This window comes from Streptomyces sp. NRRL F-525, from assembly GCF_000716605.1.
Classification (GTDB): Bacteria; Actinomycetota; Actinomycetes; order Streptomycetales; family Streptomycetaceae; genus Streptomyces.
Genome location: NZ_JNXE01000024.1, coordinates 25,143 through 46,370, shown reverse-complemented (window position 1 = coordinate 46,370; position 21,228 = coordinate 25,143). Strand labels below are relative to the sequence as shown.

23 protein-coding genes are annotated in these 21,228 nt (G+C 70.9%); 14 read left to right on the top strand and 9 right to left on the bottom strand.

Annotation, left to right across the window (positions count from 1 at the left end):
- Positions 1-36 precede the first annotated feature (36 nt).
- Both OO69_RS29855 and OO69_RS29850 read right to left on the bottom strand, forming a co-directional pair.
- The gene (locus OO69_RS29855; RefSeq protein ID WP_033283940.1) at positions 37-696 is read right to left on the bottom strand and encodes a TetR/AcrR family transcriptional regulator; all 660 of its coding nucleotides are present in this window, start codon (positions 694-696) and stop codon (positions 37-39) included.
- Complete coding sequence (locus tag OO69_RS29850) at positions 693-1,376, bottom strand: DUF998 domain-containing protein (RefSeq protein ID WP_033283998.1); 684 nt, start codon at positions 1,374-1,376, stop codon at positions 693-695. The genes OO69_RS29855 and OO69_RS29850 overlap by 4 nt, the downstream gene beginning before the upstream one ends.
- Before the next feature lie 187 nt (positions 1,377-1,563).
- Between OO69_RS29850 and OO69_RS29845 the strand changes: the two genes are divergently transcribed.
- From OO69_RS29845 to OO69_RS29835, 3 genes are all read left to right on the top strand, one after another.
- On the top strand, positions 1,564-2,166 hold the full coding sequence (locus OO69_RS29845; RefSeq protein ID WP_033283939.1) for a hypothetical protein: 603 nt from the start codon (positions 1,564-1,566) through the stop codon (positions 2,164-2,166).
- 142 nt (positions 2,167-2,308) lie between these two features.
- On the top strand, positions 2,309-3,709 hold the full coding sequence (locus tag OO69_RS29840; protein WP_033283938.1) for a carotenoid oxygenase family protein: 1,401 nt from the start codon (positions 2,309-2,311) through the stop codon (positions 3,707-3,709).
- A gap of 202 nt (positions 3,710-3,911) precedes the next feature.
- Positions 3,912-4,874, top strand: coding sequence for an RNA polymerase sigma factor (locus OO69_RS29835; RefSeq protein WP_033283937.1), 963 nt, complete (start codon positions 3,912-3,914; stop codon positions 4,872-4,874).
- Between the two features lie 8 nt (positions 4,875-4,882).
- Here OO69_RS29835 and OO69_RS29830 read toward each other — a convergent pair whose 3' ends face one another.
- From OO69_RS29830 to OO69_RS29815, 4 genes are all read right to left on the bottom strand, one after another.
- Positions 4,883-5,479 carry a cysteine hydrolase family protein gene (locus OO69_RS29830; RefSeq protein WP_033283936.1) on the bottom strand — a complete coding sequence of 199 codons (597 nt, stop codon included), beginning with the start codon at positions 5,477-5,479 and terminating at the stop codon, positions 4,883-4,885.
- 41 nt (positions 5,480-5,520) lie between these two features.
- Positions 5,521-6,942 (bottom strand): MFS transporter, encoded by a 1,422-nt coding sequence (locus tag OO69_RS29825; RefSeq protein WP_033283935.1) that lies wholly within the window; start codon positions 6,940-6,942, stop codon positions 5,521-5,523.
- Positions 6,939-7,409 (bottom strand): MarR family winged helix-turn-helix transcriptional regulator, encoded by a 471-nt coding sequence (locus OO69_RS29820; RefSeq protein ID WP_033283934.1) that lies wholly within the window; start codon positions 7,407-7,409, stop codon positions 6,939-6,941. The genes OO69_RS29825 and OO69_RS29820 overlap by 4 nt, the downstream gene beginning before the upstream one ends.
- A gap of 68 nt (positions 7,410-7,477) precedes the next feature.
- A complete protein-coding gene (locus OO69_RS29815; protein ID WP_033283933.1) occupies positions 7,478-8,395 on the bottom strand; it encodes an alpha/beta hydrolase in 918 nt (305 codons plus the stop codon).
- A gap of 149 nt (positions 8,396-8,544) precedes the next feature.
- Between OO69_RS29815 and OO69_RS29810 the strand changes: the two genes are divergently transcribed.
- Complete coding sequence (locus OO69_RS29810; protein ID WP_033283932.1) at positions 8,545-9,420, top strand: helix-turn-helix transcriptional regulator; 876 nt, start codon at positions 8,545-8,547, stop codon at positions 9,418-9,420.
- A gap of 4 nt (positions 9,421-9,424) precedes the next feature.
- Here OO69_RS29810 and OO69_RS29805 read toward each other — a convergent pair whose 3' ends face one another.
- On the bottom strand, positions 9,425-10,417 hold the full coding sequence (locus OO69_RS29805; RefSeq protein ID WP_033283931.1) for a 2-hydroxyacid dehydrogenase: 993 nt from the start codon (positions 10,415-10,417) through the stop codon (positions 9,425-9,427).
- Positions 10,418-10,528: 111 nt separating this feature from the next.
- Positions 10,529-11,443, bottom strand: coding sequence for a nitrogen assimilation transcriptional regulator NAC (gene nac / locus OO69_RS29800; RefSeq protein WP_033283930.1), 915 nt, complete (start codon positions 11,441-11,443; stop codon positions 10,529-10,531).
- A gap of 294 nt (positions 11,444-11,737) precedes the next feature.
- Between nac and OO69_RS29795 the strand changes: the two genes are divergently transcribed.
- From OO69_RS29795 to OO69_RS29755, 9 genes are all read left to right on the top strand, one after another.
- Positions 11,738-12,517 (top strand): LamB/YcsF family protein, encoded by a 780-nt coding sequence (locus OO69_RS29795; RefSeq protein WP_033283929.1) that lies wholly within the window; start codon positions 11,738-11,740, stop codon positions 12,515-12,517.
- A gap of 5 nt (positions 12,518-12,522) precedes the next feature.
- Positions 12,523-13,326, top strand: a complete 804-nt coding sequence (locus OO69_RS29790) for a 5-oxoprolinase subunit B family protein (protein WP_033283997.1) — start codon at positions 12,523-12,525, stop codon at positions 13,324-13,326.
- Positions 13,319-14,305 (top strand): biotin-dependent carboxyltransferase family protein, encoded by a 987-nt coding sequence (locus OO69_RS29785; RefSeq protein ID WP_033283928.1) that lies wholly within the window; start codon positions 13,319-13,321, stop codon positions 14,303-14,305. Before OO69_RS29790 ends, OO69_RS29785 begins: the two co-directional genes overlap by 8 nt.
- Positions 14,306-14,518: 213 nt before the next feature.
- Positions 14,519-15,829: an MFS transporter gene (locus OO69_RS29780; protein ID WP_033283927.1), complete on the top strand. Its 1,311-nt coding sequence runs from the start codon at positions 14,519-14,521 to the stop codon at positions 15,827-15,829.
- 111 nt (positions 15,830-15,940) lie between these two features.
- On the top strand, positions 15,941-16,684 hold the full coding sequence (locus OO69_RS29775; RefSeq protein ID WP_033283926.1) for an SDR family oxidoreductase: 744 nt from the start codon (positions 15,941-15,943) through the stop codon (positions 16,682-16,684).
- 5 nt (positions 16,685-16,689) lie between these two features.
- The gene (locus OO69_RS29770; RefSeq protein WP_033283925.1) at positions 16,690-17,907 is read left to right on the top strand and encodes an aspartate transaminase; all 1,218 of its coding nucleotides are present in this window, start codon (positions 16,690-16,692) and stop codon (positions 17,905-17,907) included.
- Positions 17,908-17,916: 9 nt separating this feature from the next.
- Positions 17,917-18,591 (top strand): 4-carboxy-4-hydroxy-2-oxoadipate aldolase/oxaloacetate decarboxylase, encoded by a 675-nt coding sequence (locus OO69_RS29765; RefSeq protein ID WP_033283924.1) that lies wholly within the window; start codon positions 17,917-17,919, stop codon positions 18,589-18,591.
- 93 nt (positions 18,592-18,684) lie between these two features.
- A complete protein-coding gene (locus OO69_RS29760) occupies positions 18,685-19,353 on the top strand; it encodes a hypothetical protein (protein WP_033283923.1) in 669 nt (222 codons plus the stop codon).
- Between the two features lie 124 nt (positions 19,354-19,477).
- Positions 19,478-20,077 (top strand): sigma-70 family RNA polymerase sigma factor, encoded by a 600-nt coding sequence (locus OO69_RS29755; protein ID WP_033283922.1) that lies wholly within the window; start codon positions 19,478-19,480, stop codon positions 20,075-20,077.
- A gap of 7 nt (positions 20,078-20,084) precedes the next feature.
- Here OO69_RS29755 and OO69_RS29750 read toward each other — a convergent pair whose 3' ends face one another.
- Positions 20,085-20,576 carry a MarR family winged helix-turn-helix transcriptional regulator gene (locus OO69_RS29750; protein ID WP_033283921.1) on the bottom strand — a complete coding sequence of 164 codons (492 nt, stop codon included), beginning with the start codon at positions 20,574-20,576 and terminating at the stop codon, positions 20,085-20,087.
- A 120-nt stretch (positions 20,577-20,696) separates the two neighbouring features.
- Between OO69_RS29750 and OO69_RS29745 the strand changes: the two genes are divergently transcribed.
- Positions 20,697-21,212 (top strand): YceI family protein, encoded by a 516-nt coding sequence (locus OO69_RS29745; RefSeq protein WP_033283920.1) that lies wholly within the window; start codon positions 20,697-20,699, stop codon positions 21,210-21,212.
- Positions 21,213-21,228 lie beyond the last annotated feature (16 nt).

Genomic DNA, 21,228 nt, shown 5'->3' with positions numbered 1-21,228 from the left:
CCGCGTCGGCCGCCCGTCCGGGCGGCCGGTCGCGTTTCACGGCTGCTCGCCCACCGGCTTCGGCCAACTCCCCAACAGCTGCTCGTCCGTCAACGCCGACGTACCGTCCGCCGCCGCCCCCTCCAACCCGAACCCCACCATCAACACCTCCGCATACCGCCGCCACGCATCCGGCGCGACGTCGTTCGTGCGGTCGGCGACCGCGCCGATCATGTAGAGGAAGGCGTACACGTCGGCGCTGGCGAAGTCCTTGCGGACGGCGCCCGCGGTCACCGCTCGTTCCGTGAGGCCGTCGACGAGGTGGCCGAGGGCGTCGCGGGTTCGGGCGACCGGGCCCGTGTCGACGCTCGCGTTGGCCAGGATGACCTCCAGGGCGCGGTCCTCGGCGCGCCACTGGGCCGCCGCCAGCAGGTACTGGCGTAGGGCCTGGGCCGGGTCCGGGAGTTCCGCGGCCCGGGTCGCAAGGTCCAGGAACATCGTGAAGCGTTCCGTGAACAGGGCGTCCACCAGGGACTGGAGGTCCGGGAAGCGGCGGTAGACCGTGCCTACGCCGATGCCGGCCTCGCGGGCGATCTCGTTGAGGGGGACCGTCGCCCCCCGCTGGGCGAACAGGCGGTCGGCCGTCGTCATGATCAGGCGGCGGTTGCGTTCCGCGTCCGCTCGCAGCGGGCGTTGGTGTGGGGTATCCGGGCTCACGCCGGGACATTCTCCGGCATCGTCGCGTCGGTGGCTCGGAGTGCCCGCCCGACCAGGAGCGATACGCCGGTCACGACGCTCCACAGCAGCCAGGAGTAGACACCGCCCCGCTCGAAGATGCCGGCCGTGCTCGTCGAGACGCCCACGCCCGCCTCGCTCAGCAGGCCGAGCACGCCGATCGCGATGCTGAACACGCGGTACGCGCGCGGCAGTTGGAGGCTCTTCAGCGAGCCCGCCATGATCACGATCGTGTTCGCGCACAGGATGGCGACCGACGCGCCCCCGACGTGCAGCCCCAGGCTGTAGCTCGCGCCGTTCGCTGAGCCGTGGAACAGGCCGACCAGCAGGAAGCCCACCGCGTGCGCGCCCGCGAGGGCGACCACGACACGGCGTACGCGGCCCGTGAGCAGGGGCACCGCCAGCAGGATCACCCCCGCCGCGAACAGGATCCCCTGGGCGATGAACGACGTGTTCATCAGCGTGTGGTCCGGCGAACAGATGATGCGGTCCTGGAACTTCGTGCCGCAGTCCGTGACGCCCAGGTCGCTGATGTAGTTCGTGGCGTAGCTGTAGGCCGGGGTGGTCCAGGCGGCCGCGGCGACCGCCTCGGACACCACCCACTGCACCGCGTTCAGCATCAGGACGGCGGCTCCCAGCGGAAGCCAGATCTTGCGTGACATCGGGACTCCCATCACGACTCCTCTCGACAGGTCATGCTCACCACCCTACATTAAGTGGATAGATCTATCCGGTTAGGGGTCGCAGGTACCCGCTGCCGCGTGACCGGCATCACATTGCAAGGTTCGAACTTCGAGGGCTGCCGTGCATCTAGTCGGCGTCCACTCCCATCCACCGAGGAAACAACCAATGTTGGCTTATCTGCCCGGATTCGCCCCCTGGATCGTCGCCGGCGTCCTCTCGTCCTTCGACTGGCGCTGGGGCGCGCTCGGCGGTCTCGTCACGGGGCTGCTGATGATGCTGAACGACCGTCGCCGCGGGGTCGGCTTCGACGCGCTCGTGCTGGAGATCAGCACCCTCGCGTACTTCGTCGTGATCGGCGCGGTCTCCGTCGTCAGGCCGGACTCGTCGCTGGCCGGTCACACCGACGTCATCTCCTTCGTCTGGCTGGGCGGCACCGCCTGGGGGAGCCTGGTGGTCCGCAGCCCCTTCACGCTGGGCATCGCCAAGCGGCAGACCCCGCGCGAGTACTGGGACATGCCGGAGTTCGTCCAGGTCAACAACTACATCACCAGCGCCTGGGGAGCCGGCTTCACCTTCATCGCCGTCAGCCTGGCCATCGCGGGCGCGGTGGACGCCCCGGCCTGGGTCGGCATCACCGCCCACGTCGTCGGACTGGTCGCCCCCGCCGTCTTCGCGAAGGTCTACCCCGCCCGCGCCCAGGCCCGCCTGATGGCAATGGCGGCCCAGGCACCGGCGCAGGCCCAGCCGTCGGTGCGGGCCGTTCAGTAAGGCCCGTTCCCGTACCGCGGCCTGCCTGACCTCTCAGCGCCACGGCGTGAGCCTTCTCCGCTGACAGGTCGTGGCGGCCAACTCCGGCCCAGGTCAAGGGTGTTCGGGCGCACGGAGCCACAGAAACTTTAAGGAAAGCAGCATGACGAACGAGAACGAGACACCCGTCCCCCTCTACCTCCAGGGCCGCTTCGCCCCAGTCCCCGAGGAGTACACCGCCGCCGAACTCACCGCGCGGGGCACCCTCCCGCCCGACCTGGACGGCCGCTATCTGCGCAACGGACCGAACCCGCTGCCCGGCGAGGACCGAGGGCACTGGTTCACCGGACCCGGCATGCTGCACGGCATCCGGCTGCGGGGCGGGCGCGCCGAGTGGTACCGCAACAGGTGGGTCAAGACACGGGAGTTGGAGGGCCACCCCTTCGTCCGCGAGGACTTCAGCGTGGACCTCGCCGCGGTGCCCGCCAACACCCACGTGATCCGGCACGCCGACACCGTCCTCGCCCTGTGCGAAGTAGGCCTGCCCTACTGGGTCACCCCGGAGCTGGAGACCGTCGGGCCGTACGACTTCGGCGGGAAGCTGACCACCGCGATGACCGCGCACCCCAAGGAGGACCCGGTCACCGGTGAACTGCACCTGTTCGGGACCGGGTTCGCGCCGCCCTACCTCACCTACCACCGGGTCACCCTGGAGGGCGAGTTGCTCGACAGCCGGCCGATCGACGTGCCCGGGCCGACGATGATGCACGACTTCGCCATCACCGAGCACCACATCGTGTGGATGGACCTGCCCGTCGTCTTCGACCACACCCTGGCCGGGCGCGGCGGCATGCCGTACCGGTGGGCCGAGGCGTACGGCGCGCGGATCGGGATCATGTCCCGGGAGCACGGGTCCACCGATGTGCGGTGGTTCGACGTCGACCCCTGCTACGTCTTCCACGTGGGCAACGCCTACGAGGACGCGCAGGGGCGGGTCGTGCTGGACGCGGTGCGCTACGACGACGCCGGGTTCCGGAAGGTCTGGGGCGACATCGGCGGGCCCACCGGTACGGGCACGCCGAGTGTGGCGAACGGGCAGGTCGGGGTGCGCGAACCCGGCCACACCCAGGCCCCCTCCGTCCTGTACCGGTGGACCCTGGACCCGGTGGCCGGCCGGGTCACCGAGACCCAACTGGACGACCGGGAGGCCGAGTTCCCCACCCACAACGAGACCCTCACCGGGCGCCGGAACCGCTACCTCTACACGGTCAACGGCGACGGCATCGCCAAGCACGACCTGGAGCGCGAGACCGGCGATGTCCACAAGACGCCCGGCAGCCGCTACTCCGGCGAGGCCGTCTTCGTACCGGCGTCGGACGGCACCGACGAGGACGCGGGCTGGCTCATGTCGCTCGTCTCGGACGACAACGGGGCGGCCGGTGAACTCCTCGTCCTCGACGCCGGCGACCTCTCCGTGCAGGCGGTCGTGGAACTGCCGTACCCGGTCCCGTCCGGCTTCCACGGCAGCTGGCTGCCCGAGCCGGAGGCCGCCCAACAGGCCTGACCTCAGGGCGGGTTGACCGGTCCGGCCGAGGGGGCCCGGCGAGGAGCCGTAGCGGCGTATCTTCCTCGACAAGGGTCCCCTCGGTCCGCCACGCGGGGGCCATCTCCCGTTCACCGGCGGGTGGGAGAAGTGGGGGTCCCGGAGCATGAGCCCAACTTCCCGTAGTCGCCCGGGGCTTGTGATGTGTGCGCATGGAGGCTTCATGGTGCCCCTCGACCACCCCACGGATGAGGAACTCACCCGCAGGGCCCAGGCCGGCGAGTCCGACGCCCTGGGTCTGTTGCTGACGCGCCATCAGGCACCCATGCGCGCCGTCGCGTTGAGCCTGCTCGGCTACGGCCCCGACGCCGAGGACGCCGTACAGGATGCCGCGTTGACCGCGCTGCGGCGGATCGGGGACGTGCGCGAACCCGCTGCCGTGGGGGCGTGGTTGCGGGCGATCGTGCGGAACGCGGCCCGGATGCGGCTGCGGGCCGTGCGGGAGTTGCCGGGGCTCGACGCGCTGGAGCAGGTGTATGTGCGGGACGACGAGCCCTCGCACCCGGAGCGGGTCGTCGAGCGGCACGCGATGCGGGACTGGATCTGGGACGCGGTGGAGGAACTGCCGCAGCAGCAGCGGCTGGTGCTGATGCTGCGGCACTTCAGCGGGATCACCTCGTACCAGGAGATCGCCGAGGCCTGCGAGGTCCCGGTCAGCACCGTGCGCAGCCGGCTCAACCAGGCCCGGGCGAAGATGGCCAAGGTGCTGCTGTCGACCGCGGCCGGGGGACACGACGACGCCTCCGCGGTCACCGAGGACAGCCGACAGGAGGCCGAGGTCACCCTGGACGGCGCCATGCGCGGCCAACTGCCGCCGGAAATTCTGGAGTTGTGGCCCGCGGAGACCGAACTGGTCGGCGTCCTCAACAAGGACGGCGGGCGCCGCCATCCCTTCCCGGCGATGCGCAGCACCCGGGACAAGGGTGTGACCCAGCATCTGCGCCATGTCGTGGCCAGCCGGGACATCGCCATCTGGGAGATGGAGGTCGTCAATCCGGCTGGTATCTCCAACCCTTGCCCGCCCACCCTGGCCTGGCTGATGTTCCGCCAGGGCGGGCGGGTGCGGAAACTCCGGGTGGTCTTCCCCGGGACGCCGACGGCGACGCCGCCCGGGGCACCGGCGTGAGCCCTGTGTCAGGCGGCGCGCAGCAGCTGTCGTAGGACCGTGGTGTCGATGACGTGGGCCCGGGACGGGAACACCTTCTCGACCAGCACCCGGTGGGTCTCGGCGTCGGGGTCGGCGACGCCGTCGGAGAGGACGAGGACGCGGTAGTCGCGGTCGGCCGCGTCGATGACGGTCGACAGGACCACGCCGCTGGTGCTGATCCCGGCGAGGACCAGGGTGTCGATGCCGCGGTCGCTCAACTGCTCGTGGAGATCGGTGGTCGAGCCCGAGCCGTAGCGGATCTTGCGGACGACGATGTCGCCGTCCTCGGGCGTGATCCGTGCGTCGATCTGCGTGGCGTCGTCCTCGTGGTGCAGCATCTTCGCCGCGGCGACCGCGCTGAAGGACTTGTTGGCGTCCGGGACCGCCGACCAGTCGTCCTCGGTGAAGGCGACGCGGACGTAGCCGATGGCGCCGCCGGCCGCGCGGACCTCGGCGATGGTGTCCTTGACCCGCTCGACGAGGGCGTCGGAGTCGGGGGCGATGGGGACGATCCCGTTCTGGAAGTCCATGACCAGCAGGGCCGTGCGCTCGGGGGTGATCGTGGGGAGGGCGGGGGTGCTCACGCGGGGTTCTCCTTGGTGGGGTTCTTACTAGGGGGGTGCGGTCAGGTGGTCTTGGGGGTGCGGCCCATCAGGCGGCGGTCCAGGACGGTCAGCAGGAGGACCGCGAGGCCCGCGCCGACCAGGACCAGGCCGAGGACGTGCAGGCCGTGGTCGCTCACGCCGGTGCGGAAGACGATGCCGCCGATCACGGCCGAGGTGATCGTCCCGAGGTAGCCGAAGGTCCTGAACAGGCCGGAGGCGGTGCCTATTTGGTCGGGCGGCGCCTCCAGGTAGAGGGCGGTCTGGTTGCCGACGGTGGTGGTCGCCGAGGCGACGCCGAAGATCAGGGACACCAGCACGATCGTGATCGCCGGGCCGTGCGAGGTGAGCAGCATGATCGCGGCCGAGCCGATCAGCATGGACACCGCCGAGACGATCAGCGGGCCGCGGATCAGGTTGCGGCGGGCGAGCGGGCGGGAGAGGAGCGCCGACACCGCGCCCATCGGGAGCAGCAGCAGTCCCGCCGTCACGGTGGAGAAGCCGTGCGCGGCCTCCATCCACTGCGTCACGCCGTACATCACGGTGTACGTGCCGAGCAGGGAGAGCGCCTGGCGGAGGTAGGTGCGGGTGAGGGCGCCGTTGGCGGCCAGGCCGCGGAAGTCGAAGAACGGGCCCGGCTTGCGCAGTTCCCACCAGACCGTGGGCACCGCGGCCAGCACGAAGACGGCGAGCGCGGTCCACCCGAGGCGGGGGAGGCCCATCAGGAAGACGACCAGCGCGGTCATCGTCACGGCGAAACCGAGGATGCCGGGCAGGTCGATCCGGTCGGCGACCCGGCGGAAACCGTTGTCCGCGCGGTCGAGTGCCGGGTCCTTCGGCAGCCAGCGCACGGCCATCGCCAGCGCGGCCAACGTCACCGGGATGTTGATCAGGAAGGCCCAGCGCCAGCCCGCGGCGCCGACCAGGAGTCCGCCGATGGGCGGGCCGATGGCCGCGGTGGCCATGCCCGCGATCGCGATGCCGCCGAGGACTCCGCCCGGCGGGGCGTCGAGACCGGCGTCCTGGGCGCGGCGTCGGATCAGCACCATCGCGCAGGGGAACGCGGCCGAGGTGCCGATGCCGACCAGGACCCGGGCCACGGTCAGCATCGCGAGGTTCTGGCCGAGGCCGCCGACGATCCCGCCGAGCAGCACCAGGACGATGCCGACGAGGAAGATCCGGCGCGCGCCGAGCACCTCCGCCAGCTTGCCGGCGGTGGGCTGCGCCACGGCGCTGGCCAGGTAGAGCGAGGAGACGAGGACGGCGGTACTGCCGACCGCGACATGCAGTTCGGTGGCGATCGGCACCAGCGCGGTCGCGATGATGGAGCTGTTGACCGGGTTGAGGCCGGCGCCCACGTAGAGCGGGGTGGTGAAGGTCCACGCGAAGGGCTTGCGCACGAGCTCGCGCGCCCCTCCGGCGGCCTTGCCGGTGTCGGTCCTCATATCTCGCGGTCGTTCAGCTCGGTCGTGGCGAGGCGCTCCAGCAGCTCGATGGCCTTCTCCACGTCCTTGCGCTCCTCCGGGGCGACCAACTGGTCGATGGCCCGCGCCAGAAAGGAGGCACGGCCCGCGAGCAGCTTCTCGACCAGCTCGGTCGCGGACGGGTCGGCGCTCATCAGCTTCTTGCGGCCGTCCTGCGCGTCGGGCTCGCTGCGGACCAGCCCGGCGGCCTTGAGCACGGCCAGGCTCTGCGCGATGGACTGCGCGCTGACCCGCTCCAGCGCGGCCAGCCGCGCGGCGGTGACGGGCCCCTCCCGTACGACACTCGCCAGCACGCCGAGCTGCGTCAGGGTCAGGCCGGTCGCGTGCTGCCCCGACTCCGTGCGCAGCCGTGCGCGCAGCCGGGTCATCGCGTCGTTGAGCCGCTGCGCGGTCGCGACGGACTGCTGCGGCGGGGGGTTCGTGGTCATGGATCCAACGTAAAACTACACAAGTAACTTTGCCAAGTTACTTGTGTAGTTTCCTGATGTCGGCTGGGTCACATGGTCAGCTGGGCGCCGAAGAAGCCGCTCAGCCTCTCCACGGCAGGCGTCACGTACTCGTCCTTGTCATAGAGGTCGACGTGCGAAGCGCCCTCGATCCACGCCAACTCCTTTGGCCCGTCGGCCTTCTGGAACGCCTCCACGCTCATCCAGGACGTGACCGCGGCCCGCCCGACGATCAGCAGCAGCGGTCGCGGCGCGATCATGGCGACGGTCGCGAACGTGTCGAAGGCGGCGATGCGATCCACGCTCGTCCAGGTCAGCGCCTTGGCCGACCGGGGGTGCTGGGCGCGCGGAGTGCAGTAGTACTCCCAGCCGTCATAGACATGCGGGCCGCCCGCCCGCGCCTCCTCCTCGGTGGCCGGGAACACCGGGAACCGCTGGACGTCCGCACCCCGCGCCTCGGCGGTACGGGCCTCGGAAGCGGCGGCCAGCATCCCCGCCACGACGGCCGGATCCTGCGCGCCGTCCGCGCCGAGCCGGAACTGCCGTGACATGTCTACGGCGCTGACCGCGCCCACGGCCCGGATGCGCGGGTCGGTCGCGGCCGCCGCCAGGGCGTAGCCGCCGGAGGCGCAGACGCCCAGCGCCCCGATGCGGCCGGGGTCGACCGCGTCGAGGGTGCCGAGGAAGGAGACGGCGGCCTTGAGGTCCTCGACCCGCTGCCCCGGATCCTCCAGCGCGCGCGGCTCACCCTCGCTCTCACCCTGGTGGGCGGCGTCGAAGGCGAGCGTGACGAACCCGCGCTCGGCCAGCAGACGGGCGTACAGACCGGAGGCCTGTTCTTTCACCCCGGTGCCGGGATGCCCGACCACGATCGCGGGACGCGGCACCCCCGGCGTCCCGTCGTCCGGGATGTAGAGATGACCGGCGAGCTTCAGGCCCGCGCTGAGGAAGGTGACATCGGTACGCATGAGATGCACTCCAGTCGGAGGGGGAGAGGGCGGCCGGTGTACGGCCATGCCCCCACCGTCGTCCCGCCCCACCCCGCGCCACCAGGGACGGCTCTGCCTATGCGGTTCTGTACCAGGCACGCCCCCGCCGACCCGGGGACACTGGAGCCATGGCAGACCGTGACGCGCCGCCCGCTTCCAGCAACGAACTGGGCGACTTCCTGCGCGCCCGCCGAGCGGACCGCGACCCGCGGCAGGCGGGCTTCCCCGACGACGGCCGACTGCGGCGCGTGCCCGGGCTGCGCAGGGAGGAGTTGGCGTATCTCGCGCACGTGAGCGTCGACTACATCGTCCGCCTGGAACAGGGCCGCACCCGCCGGGGCTCCCGCGCCGTCCTGGACGCCCTGGCCGACGCGCTGCACCTCGCCCCCGACGAGCGCACCTACCTCTTCACGCTGGCCGAGGTCGCGCCGGGAGCGTCGACCCGGCTGCCCGGCCGCTCCGAAGTCGCCCCGCGGCTACGGCAGTTGCTGGACACCATGCACGACGTCCCCGCGATGGTGCTGCACCGGGGCATGGACGTCCTCGCCTGGAACCGGGCGGCCACGGCGCTGCTCACCGACTTCGGCGCCGTGCCCCCGGCCGAGCGCAACCTGATCCGGCTCACGTTCCTGGATGCCGACTTCCGCGCGCTGTACGCCGATTGGCCCCGGGCCGCCCGCGAGTGCGTCGCCGTGCTGCGCATGGAGGCGGGCCGCACCCCGCACGACCCGGCACTTGACACCCTGATCGCCGAACTCACTGCCCGCGACCCGGACTTCCGCACCTGGTGGGCCGAGCATCAGGTGCGGGGGCCGCGGCAGCTCACCAAGACGTACATCCATCCGGTCGCCGGTGAACTCACCCTGGACGTGCAGCAGTTCACCGTCGACACGCACCCGGATCAGTTCCTCGTCGCGTACACGGCCCCACCGGACTCGGCCTCGCTGGAGGCGCTGCGGTTCCTGTTGCAATGGGCCGGCCTCAGCAGCACTCAGGCGGGATGAGCGCTCAGCTTCCGACCGGCGTGCCCGCCACCGCCGAACTGCCGGGCAGGGGCGTACGAGCGGGCCGTTCGGCCAGTACGTCGAGGATGTTGTCCACCGCCAGGTCGACCATCGCGGCCCGGGTCGCCTCGGTCGCAGACCCGATGTGCGGCAGCGTGATCACGTTCGGCTCGGCCACCAGGGGGGACAACTCCGTTCCCATCGGCTCCCGTTCGAAGACGTCGAGCCCGGCGGAGTGCAGCCGCCCCTCACGGACGGCGTCCAACAGGGCCGCCTCGTCGATGACTCCGCCGCGCGAGGTGCTGACCAGCGTGGCCGTGGGCTTCATCGCGGCCAGTTCGCGGGCCGAGATCAGATGGCGGGTCTCGTCCGTGAGCGGCACGTGCAGCGACACGACGTCGGAGTCGGCGAGCAGCGCGGCCAGGCCGACCGAGGTCGACAGGTCGTCGTCGGGCGCGTACGGGTCGTGGTGGATCACGCGCATCCCGAAACCGTGGGCGCGGCGGGCGACCGCGCGGCCGATCTGGCCGTAGCCGACCAGGCCGAGGGTGGCTCCGTGGACGTCCAGGCCGAGATAGTCGTGCATCCGGAACAGCTCCCAGGAGCCCTCCGCGAGGCTCGCGGAGGCCGCGCCGAGGCGGCGGCGGGCGGCGAGGATCAGTGCGAAGGTGAGGTCGGCGGTGGTCTCCGCGAGCACGCGGGGCGTGTGCGTGACGACGATGCCGCGTTCCGCGGCGGCGGCGCGGTCGACGTTGTCGAAGCCCATGCTGGCCAGCGCGATGACGCGCAGCGAGGGGCCCGCCGCGTCCATCAGGGCCGCGTCCACGGGGTCATTGCCGAGGGCCAGCACCCCGCTCACGCCGGGGGCGATGGCGGCGAGGTCGGCGGGACCGGGCTTGGCGGCACCGGGCCAGGCCACCAGCTCCGCGTTCTCGGACAGGCGTCGCAGGCCTTCGCCGGGCAGGTTTTCACGGGTGGCGAGGACACGATTCTTCATGTTCTTCTCCAGTGACGAGCCATGTACAGCCATGCATTACCGGCCGGGCGGATTATTCGGAAAACGCTAGCCGCGGCGGTCACCGGAGACAAATAGCGGATTCGTGTGACGCTATTGGTCGTCCTTATTCCTGTCGGTGTCGATCAGTTCCAGGAACAGGTCGTGCACGGCCAGCGCGGGCTCCGAGAGCGGCTGATTGTCCGAGGTGACCACGGAGAGTTTGACCGTGATGACGGGCTCCACGATCCGCCGTACGGACAGCTCGCGGACGTCGAGGATGGCCCGTGCCGCCGACCACGGCAGGACCGTCGCGCCGATGCCCGCGTCCACGGCGTTGACGAGGGTCAGCGCGGACTCGACCTCGCCCACCACGTTCAGCCGGAGCGAGGCCTGCTGGAAGGCGGCGTCCACGACCTGCCGGATCGTGTGGATCCGGCTGGGCAGCAGCAGGGGCAGGCTCGCCAGCTCCTCCAGCCGCACCTCGCCCTTCCCTGACGGCGCCGTGTCGCCGGGCGCGCCGATCAGGTAGAGGTCCTCGGTGCGGACGGGCTCGAACTGGACACCCCGGAGCGGCCCGGCGCCGTAGATGAAGGCCATGTCCATGCGGCCCGTCATGATCGCCTCGCTGATCACGCCGCCGAAGTTCTCGTTGATGTGCAGCAGGATGTCCGGGTAGCGCTCGCGGACGGTCTTCAGGAGGGGCAGCGCGAGGGCCGCGCCGAGGCTGTACGGGGCGAGGCCCACCGAGACGCTGCCGGCGGGGGCGCGGCCGGAGACGTCGACGGCGGCCTGGGCGAGGTCCACCTGGCGGAGGATGAGCTGGGCGTGCAGGTACAGGGCGCGGCCCGCCTCGGTCGGGGCGACCCCGCGCTTGCTGCGGATCAGCAGCTGCTGCCCGAACTGCGCCTCCAGGGCCGACAGTTGCTGGCTCAGCGCCGGCTGCGCGATGTGCAGGATGTCGGCCGCGCGCGTGATGCTCCCCGCGTCGATGATCTTGATGAACGAGTAGAGACGCCTGGTGTCCATTGCGCGGGGCCTTCCAGATGGAGCGAAGCCTCATCGTAGGGAGCGTTCACCCCGAAGCACAGCCCCGGTGAGTGGAGGGTGTGAGGGGAGTCATAACCGTTCGCGATAACGCCAGACCGAACGCATATTGGCGATCACGCGACCGGCGGAATAAGTTGAGCGGAACATCCAGACAGGAACACCCGCCCCGGAACATTCTCCGTTCCCGGTGTCACGAAGACGTGCTGGCATCTGTCATCCAGAATTCCCCGCCCCGGAATTCCCCCTTTCCGCCATTCCCTCCCGGAGGACGTCATGACTCCCATGGTTGATCTCGTCGCCGATCTGGGCGAGGGATTCGGCGCGTACACAATGGGCGACGACGCCGCACTTCTGGAGTTGCTGACGTCCGCCAATGTGGCCTGCGGATTCCACGCCGGTGACCCCCGCATCATGGACGCCACCGTGCGGACGTGCGTGGAGAAGCAGGTCGCCGTGGGCGCCCACCCGAGCTTCCCCGACCTGGTCGGCTTCGGCCGCCGCGCGATGGACCTCACGCCGGAGGAGGTCCGCACGGACGTGCTCTACCAGATCGGCGCCCTCCAGGCCTTCGCCGTCGCCCACGGCACCCGCGTCCACCACGTCGCCCCGCACGGCCGCCTCGGCAACCTGGTCGCCGTCCGCGCCGACTACGCCCGCGCCGTGGTGGACGCCGTAGCCGCGCTCGACGAGTCGCTGATCGTCCTCGCGCAGGACGGCGAGCTGGCCGACGCGGCCCGCGCCCGCGGCCTGCGCGTCGGCATCGTCGGCATCGCCGACCGCGCGTACCGAGCCGACGGAACCCTCGTCCCGCGCTCCGAACCCGGCGCGGTGATCCACGACCCGGACGAGGTCGCCCGGCGCACCCTGCGCATGGTCACCGAGGGCGTCATCCGCAGCGTCGACGGCACGGACATCCAAGTCGCCTGCGACACCGTCCTGTTGCACGGCGACAGCCCCGGCGCGATCGCCCTGGCCGGCCGCATCCGCGAGCAACTCCTCACCGACGGCGTCGAGATCACCTCCCTCGACAAAGTCCTGAGCGGCAAGGGGTGACCGACATGAACAGCCTTCTTGCGGACGGCCCGGTCGTGAACGGCCCAACGGCGAACGGCGGTTGCGCCAACGTGACCATCGCCGACTGCGGCGACTCCGCCCTGGTCGCCAAGGCCGTGGGCCTCGCCGCCGAACCCGCCTGGCAGCTGGTCCACGCCCTCGCCGACGCCCTGAACGCGGTCCAACTCACCGGCGTCCACGACGTGGTGCCCACGTACGACGCCCTGCTCGTCGAGTTCGACTGCGCCGCCACCGACCACGACACGGTCCGCCGCGTCCTGGCCCACGAGGCGGCCCGCCTCGGCCCGCACCCCGCGCCGACCACACCCCCGCGCCGCTTCGTCGTCCCCGTCGTCTACGGCGGCGAGTACGGCCCCGACCTCCCCGAGGTCGCCGCCCAACTCGGCCTGACCGAGGGCGAGATCATCGCCCTGCACTCCGGCTCCGACCTGACGGTGCGCTGCCTCGGCGCCCCCGCCGGAGCCCCGATGACGGACGGCCCGCCCTTCCCCAAGCCGGTCCCGCGCCTCGCCTCACCCCGCACCAAGGTCGACCCCGGCTCGGTCGCGGTCGCCGGCCGCCAGGCGGTCATCTGCCCGATGCCGTCCCCCGGCGGCTGGCCACTGCTCGGCCGCACCCCGGTACGCGTCCTCGACCTGCACAGCGACCCGATCACGGCGTACCGCCCCGGCGACACCTTCCGCTTCCGTCCCATCGAGCCCCAACAGTGGGACGAATACGCCGACTTGAGCCTCGCGGACTGTACGGACCCGATGGAGCCGGTCGGCCGGGGAGGCAGCCATGGCTGACACCCTCACCATCCGCACCGCCGGCATCGTCACCGTCCAGGACCTCGGCCGCGTCGGCCGCTCCCGCTACGGCCTGCCCGCCAACGGAGCCGCCGACCAGCACTCCGCGCGCGTCGCCAACGTCCTGTGCGGCAACGACGACCGGGCCCCGCTGCTGGAGATCACAGCGCTCGACTTCGCGTGCGTGTCGTCAGGCGACATCCTCATCGCGGTGACGGGTGCCCCCGCCGAGGTCACCGTGGACGGGGTCATACGCCCGCAGTGGGAACCGGTCCCGGTACGGGCCGGCGAAACCATCAGGATCACCGGCATCCACCGGGGCCTGCGCGTCTACCTGGCCGTACTCGGCTCGTTCGAGGCCGATTACCTCCAGGGCAGCTGCGCCCCCGACACGATCCTGGGCTTCGGCCCCACACTGAGCGCCGGCGACGAACTGGTCCTGCGCACGACCTGCCCGCCCATCGACCACCCCTTCTCCCGGATCCCCCTGTTCCGCCTGAAGGCACCAGTCCTCACATTCCCCACCACCTGGACCATCGACGTCACCGACGGCCCCGACCGGGCCGAGTTCGGCGACACGGGCCGGCGCCTGTTCGACGCCCCCTTCACGGTCACCCCGCGAAGCAACCACATCGGCCTGCGCCTCCAGGGCGCGGTACCCCGACGCGTCACCCAGGGCGAGGTCCTCTCCCGCGGTGTCCCCATCGGCGCGGTGGAAGTCCCCGCGGGCGACGAACTCCTGGTCCTCCACCGCGGCCGCGGCGTCACAGCCGGCTACCCCGTCCTGGCCGTAGTCACCGCCACCGGCCTCTCGGCCCTCGGCCAGGTCCGCCCCGGCCAAACCATCAACTTCCGCCACCGCACCCTCGACCAGGCGGTCACGGCCCACCGCGCACAACGCCAAGCGATAGACGCCCTGAGAACCAGGGTCCATACGGCCTTCGAGGCGCTGCGCATCCGCGCGCCTGCGGTCGTCTGAGGGTCCCGCACCTCTTCACACAGGCCCGCTCACGAAGGGGCGCGGGGAACTGCGCGACAAGCCCCCACCGGCCCGCACGAACCCACAACCGCTCCGCCTCCCGCACAAAACCCACCCGCACCCGCAAACCCGCTCCCCGCCACCCCGCTGGAAGCACCCCGCACGGAGCCGCAACACCCCTCATCCCACGCCCCTGCCCAGACAGGAGACGCCATGAGTACCGTGGCCGCTCAGCCAGTCCCCAACACGGTCGACCCCAGAACCGCCCGCAAGGTAACCCTCGCGGGCTGCGTAGGGATCTTCGCCGAGCTCTACGACAACGGCATCTTCGGCTTCATGGCCGGATCCCTCGCCGCCGTCTTCTTCCCCGGCTCCGACAACGCCGTCCAGCTCGTCTTCCTCGGCTACGCCGTCTCCTTCTTCTTCCGCCCCCTCGGCGCCGTCATCTGCGGCCACCTCGGCGACCGCATCGGCCGCCAGCGCATGCTGGTCTTCGTCATCCTGCTGATCAGCGCCGCCACCGCGGCCATCGGCGTACTCCCCAGCTACGCCAGCATCGGCATCGCTGCACCCGCCCTGCTGATCCTGCTCCGCGTCGCCCAGGGCTTCTCCGTCGGCGGCGAGGCCTCCGGCGCGATGAGCTTCCTCGCCGAGCACGCCCCCGAGGGCAAGCGCGGCCTGTACACCAGCTACGCGCAGATCGCCTCGTTCCTCGCGCTGCTCACCGGCACCCTGGTCGCCGCCGCGATGACCAGCGGCCTCGGCTCAGCCCGCATGGAGTCCTGGGGCTGGCGCATCCCGTTCCTGCTCGCCGTACCGCTCGGCATCGCCGGTATCTATATCCGCAAGCGCATCAGCGACACCCCCAACTTCACGCGCCTGAAAGAAGAGGACGGCCTCTCCAAGAACCCGCTCAAGGAGGCGTTCGCCTCCGCCGAGCACCGGCGCGCGATGCTGCTGGCCCTGTTCATCCCCCTGATGAACGGCTCCGGCTACTACGTCCTGTTCAGCTACATGCCCACCTTCATGAGCACCGAGCTGCACTTCGGCAAGGTCCAGGGCCTCCTCGTCACCGCCTCCAGCCTGGTCGCGATCTGTATCGCCATCCCCTACATGGGCCGCCTCTCCGACCGCATCGGCCGCAAGAAGGTGCTCGCCGGCTCCGCCGTCGCGATGGCGATCGTCGGCATCCCCTGTTACCTGCTGATCGGCACCGGCAACGTGGCCCTCGCGGTCATCGGCGCCTGCGTCATGGCGGTGGTGTTCGCCGGCCACACAGGCGTCATCCACATCCTTCTCGTCGAACTCTTCCCGACCCGTGTGCGTTACTCCGCCTACGGCCTGGGCTACAACGTCTCCTCCGCTCTCTTCGGCGGCACGGCCCCCCTGCTGATGACCTACCTCATCGACCGCACGGGCAACGTCAACATGCCGGCCTTCTACGCCGTCATCACCGCACTCGGCACGCTCATCGCGGTCTCCCGAGTGACGGACCGGGCGCACCTGCCCCTGCGCGACGCCTGACGCCCCGCCCCACAAAAAGCACCCGCACCCGCACGCCCGCACAAGCCCCCCCCCCGCGCACACGCGCCACCCGCACAAGCCCCCCACCCCGCACAGCAAGGAGCCCTCAGCATGCCCATCTCCGACTACAGGACGGCCCTCGTCACCGGAGCGTCGACCGGCATCGGAGCCGTGGTCGTCGAACGGCTCGCCAAGCGCGGCCTCGAGGTCCACGCCGTGGCCCGCAACGCCGACCGGCTCAACACCCTTGCCGACGAGACCGGTTGCATCCCGCACGCCGTCGACATCACGGACACCGAGGCGCTCACCGCCGTCCTCGACGGCCTGGAGATCGACGTCCTCGTCAACAACGCGGGCGTCTCCCGCACCGGCAACATCCTCACCGCCGACGAGTTCGCGATCGACGAGCAGATCGCCGTCAACATCCAGGCGGTCCTGCACCTGGTCCGCCTGCTCATGCCCGGCATGGTGGAGCGCGACCGCGGCCACATCGTCAACATCAGCTCCATCGCCGGTGTCTACAACTTCGGCGGCAACACGATCTACCACGCCACCAAGGCCGCCGTGCACACCCTCTCCCGCCAGCTCCGCGTCGACGGCTACGGCCGCCGCGTCCGCGTCAGCGAGATCTGCCCCGGCCGCGTCGAGACCGAGATCTTCGGCCGCCTGCTCGGCGACATGGAGGCCGCCCAGCGCGAGTTCTACGACGGCTACGAGTCCCTGAAGCCCGAGGACATCGCCGACGCCATCGAGTTCGCCGTCGACTCGCCCCGGCACGTCAACATCGGCCACATCGAGATCCTGCCGACCTTCCAGGTGCCCGGCGGCCTCAACTTCGAGCGCAGGGAGGGCTGATCACCGTGAAGACGGCAGCACGGCTCGGCCGTATCAAGCCCTCGCCGAGCACGGCGGCGGCCCAGCGCGTCCGCGAGCTGAAGAGCCAGGGGCTCACCGTCCTCGACCTCACCGTGGGCGAGCCCGACTTCGACACCCCGGACCACGTCAAGGCCGCCGCGATCAGGGCGATCGAGGCGGGCGAGACCAAGTACACGCCGGTGAACGGCACTTCGGCCCTGCGCGCAGCGATCACCGGCAAGCTCCGCGAGCGCCACGGACTCGACGTCACCGACGCGAACATCACGGTCGGCGGTGGCGCCAAGCAGGTCATCTTCCTCGCCCTGATGGCGACTTTGGACGAGGGCGACGAGGTCATCGTCCCCGCCCCGTACTGGGTGTCGTACCCGGACATGGTCCGCGCCAACGACGGCACCCCGGTCATCGTCGACTGCCCCGAGGCGGACGGCTTCAAGCTGACCCCGGAGCGCCTCACGGCGGCCATCACCGAGCACACCCGCTGGGTCGTCCTCAACACCCCGGGAAACCCGACCGGATCGGCCTACACCACCGCCGAACTCCGGGCCCTGGCCGAGGTGTTGCTCGCCCACCCGCAGGTCGGCGTCCTCACCGACGAGATCTACGACGAGATCTGGTACGGCGACGAGAGTGCCGGGTCCCTCGCGGCCGTCGAACCCCGCCTGGCCGACCGGGTGTTCCTCACCAACGGTGTCTCCAAGACGTACGCGATGACGGGCTGGCGTATCGGCTACGGGGTCGGTCCGACGGACCTGGTCACCGCGATCAACACCCTCCAGTCCCAGACCTCTTCGTGCCCGTCCTCCGTGAGCCAGGCCGCCGCTGCCGCCGCGCTCACCGGACCGCAGGACTTCGTCCAGGACACCGTGCGCGTCTACCGCGCCCGCCGCGACGAGACGGTGAAGCTCATCAACGACGTCCCGCAGCTGAGCTGCACGATCCCGGACGGCGGCTTCTACCTCCTCGTCAACTGCCAGGCGGCCATAGGGCAGTTCACCCTTGCCGGCACCCGCATCGAGAACGACGAGGACTTCGCCCGTCACCTCCTCGACAGCCAGCAGGTTGCGGTGATCCACGGAGCCGCGTACGGCGCCCCCGGCTACTTCCGTATCTCGTTCGCCACGTCGACGGACGTCCTCACCGAGGCCTGCGAGCGCATCGCGGCGGCGTGCGCCGAACTGACCTCCGCCGCCCCCTCCGTCTGAAAGGTCATCATGATCCGCGTCAGCACCAAGTTCGACCGGCCGGAGCCGTCCGTCGTCAAGCAGTTGAGCGAGTTCTCCTCGGCGACGATCCACGAGGCGCAGGGCCGTCTCGGGGCGCTGGACTCGGCCATCAAGCCGGTCGACCGCACCATGTCCCTGTGCGGCCCGGCCTTCACCGTCCAGTGCGCCCCGCGCGACAACCTCATGCTCCAGACCGCCATCGCCTACGCCCAGCCCGGCGACGTCGTGGTCGTGTCCGCCGGAAACTACGAGGAGGCGGGCTCCTTCGGCGACGTCCTCGCCAACGCCTGCCAGTCCAAGGGCCTCGCCGGTCTGATCACCGACACGGGCGTCCGCGACACCGAGGACCTGCGCGCCCTGGGCTTCCCGGTCTTCTCCCGCAGCGTCTGCATCAAGGGCACGGTCAAGGAGACCGTCGGCCCGATGTGCGAGCCGATCACCGTCGGCGGTGTGCTCGTCCGACCCGGCGACATCATGCGCGCCGACGCCGACGGCGTGGTCGTCGTCCGCCGCGAGGACGCGGCCGAGGCGGCCGCCCTCTCGCAGGAACGGGTCGACGCGGAGGCCGGGTTCATCGCCGCGTACCGCGCGGGCAAGACGGTCGTGGAGATGTGCGACCTCGCGCCGGTGCTCGCGGCGAAGGGCCTCGTGATCGAGGAGTAGGACGGCCCGAGGCGACCACCACCACTGAGCACCGGGCCGGGAATAACCGTACCCACGGCTGAGACCCAGGTTCGGATGCCAGGATGAGGCGCCATGACGGCAGGGTGGTGTGCGCGCACGGTGAGGGCCGCGATGTTCGCGGCCGTCTGTGTGCTGCTCGCCGCCCTGGCCCACGTCCTGATGTCCGGCCGCCATGTACCCGTCTGGGCGCTGGCCGCCGGACTCGCCGCGACCGGCGCCGCCGCCTGGTCCCTGGCGGGCCGTGAACGCGGCCTCCCGCTGATCGTGACCCTCGTGGTCGCCACCCAGGCCGCCCTCCACTCGGCGTTCTCCCTGGCGCAGCCCGCGACGGCGGGGGAGTCGGCGGCCATGGACATGGGGTCGGCCGACATGGGCTCCATGCACATGGGGTCGGCAGACATGGGCTCCATGCATATGAGCGCAACAGACTCCATGGATATGGGCCATATGTCGGCGACCACCACCGGCACCTCCTCGCCCGGGATGCTCACCGCCCACCTCCTCGCCGCCCTGCTCTGCGGCCTGTGGCTGGCGCACGGCGAGCGCGCCACGTTCCGCGTCCTGCGGGCCGTGGCCGGACGGCTGACCGCTCCGCTACGACTGCTGCTCGCACTCCCCGCCCCGCCGCACCGTCCGCGACTCCGTCCGCGCCGCCCCCGTTCCGAGCGGGCGCCGCGGCTGCTCCTTCTCGTCCACGCGATCACCTCTCGGGGTCCGCCCCCGGGGACCGCTGTCGTCTGACGACAGCCGGCACCCCGGGACCGCTCCTACGCGCCCCGGGCCTCGGCCGTACCCCCGCGCCCCGCCTCTTCCGGGCGCCGCGGGACGGCCGATCCCCTTTCACGGTGACCGAGAAGGACCTCAGGTGATCACTCCCACCCTGCCCGCCCCGCCCGACGTGACGGAGTCGAGCGACGAGTCGCTGACCAACTGGGCGCTGGCCGCCCGCCACGGCGACCCCGCGGCCGTCGACCATCTCGTGCGCGCGCTGCACCGCGACGTCCTGCGCTACGTCTCCCACCTCTGCGCCGACCCCCAGGCGGTCGACGACCTCGCGCAGGACACGTTCCTGCGGGCCCTCGGCAGCCTGCACCGCTTCGAGGGCCGCTCCTCGGCCCGCACCTGGCTGCTGTCCATCGCCCGCCGCGCGGTGATCGACAGCTACCGCCGCGCCGCCGTCCGCCCCCGCCTGTCCGACGTCCAGGACTGGCAGCTCGCCGTGGAACTGGCCCAGCCCCGGGGCCTGCCGGGCTTCGACGACGGGGTGGCGCTCCTCGACCTCCTCGCCGTCCTGCCGGACGAGCGCCGTGAGGCGTTCCTCCTCACCCAACTCCTCGGCCTGCCCTACGAGGAGGCGGCGGAACTCAGCAACTGCCCTGTGGGGACGGTCCGTTCGCGGGTGGCCCGAGCCCGGGCGACCCTCATGGACCTGCTGGCGGACGGGGGCGCCCCCAACTCCCTCTAGACCGGCGTCAGGTGGCGGCGCGATCGGGGAACAGCGCGTTCAGCGCCTCCCGTTGCTCGCGCCCCACGAACTGGGTGAGCCCACGCCTGACCGTCTCGGCGAGCGACTCCGATGCCTCGCGCAGGAGTTGGCTCGCCTTGTCGGTGAGGGCGACCTCGATGCCGCGCTTGTCGCCGCAGACGGACTTGCGGGTGACCAGGCCCGCGTGCTGGAGACACGCGATCTGATACGTCAGGCGGGTCTTGGGCCGGCCCAGCAGCTCCGCGATCCGGGTCATCCGCAGCCCCTCCTTGGGCTGCTCGGCCAGCAGGCACAGCACCAGGAACTCGTCGTGCGAGACGTCGAGGTTCCCCTTCACGACCGAGCGCAGCTCCTGCTCCACCGCACCCGTCGCCGCCAGCAGCAGCATCCAGGCGCGCAGCTCGGGCGGGAGCAGCCCGTCGCCCCGCAGGGACGGACATTCGGGCTGGTCGGCGGGGCGCTCTACGGGGTCGGCCATGGGTCGAGTCTACCTGTTGTCCAATTTTGGAGGAGTGGTTGTCCAGTTTTGGATAATGGGCTAGCGTGAGGCCCGCAAAGCTCATTCAAATTTGGACTACCGGAACCAGCGGGAGAGATCATGACCGTCGCCGTCGAGACCGGGGTGTGGCAGCTCGACCAGGCCGCCTCCACCGTGGGCATCAGCCACAAGACGATGTGGGGCCTGGTCAACGTGAAGGGCACCTTCGGCACCGTCAGCGGTCAGGGCGAGGTCCGGGGCGACGGCTCCGCGATCGGCACGCTGACCCTGGACGCCGCCTCCCTGGACACCAAGAACGCCAAGCGCGACAAACATCTGCGCTCCGCCGACCTGTTCGACACCGACAAGTTCCCGGAGATCACCTTCGCGGTGCGCAGCGCGGAACTGCGTGACGGCGACGCCGTCCACGTCGTCGGTCAGCTGACCGTCCACGGCATCAGCCGCCCGCAGACCTTCACGGCCCGCCTCAAGGACGCGACCGGCGAGGCGCTCACGCTGGACGCCGAATTCACCGTGGACCGCGACCAGTTCGGCCTCGGCTGGAACCAGCTGGGCATGCTGCGCGGCCTGACCACGGTCACCACCACGCTCCGCTTCCTGCGTACGGCCGCCTGAGAGACCGTCAAGCGGT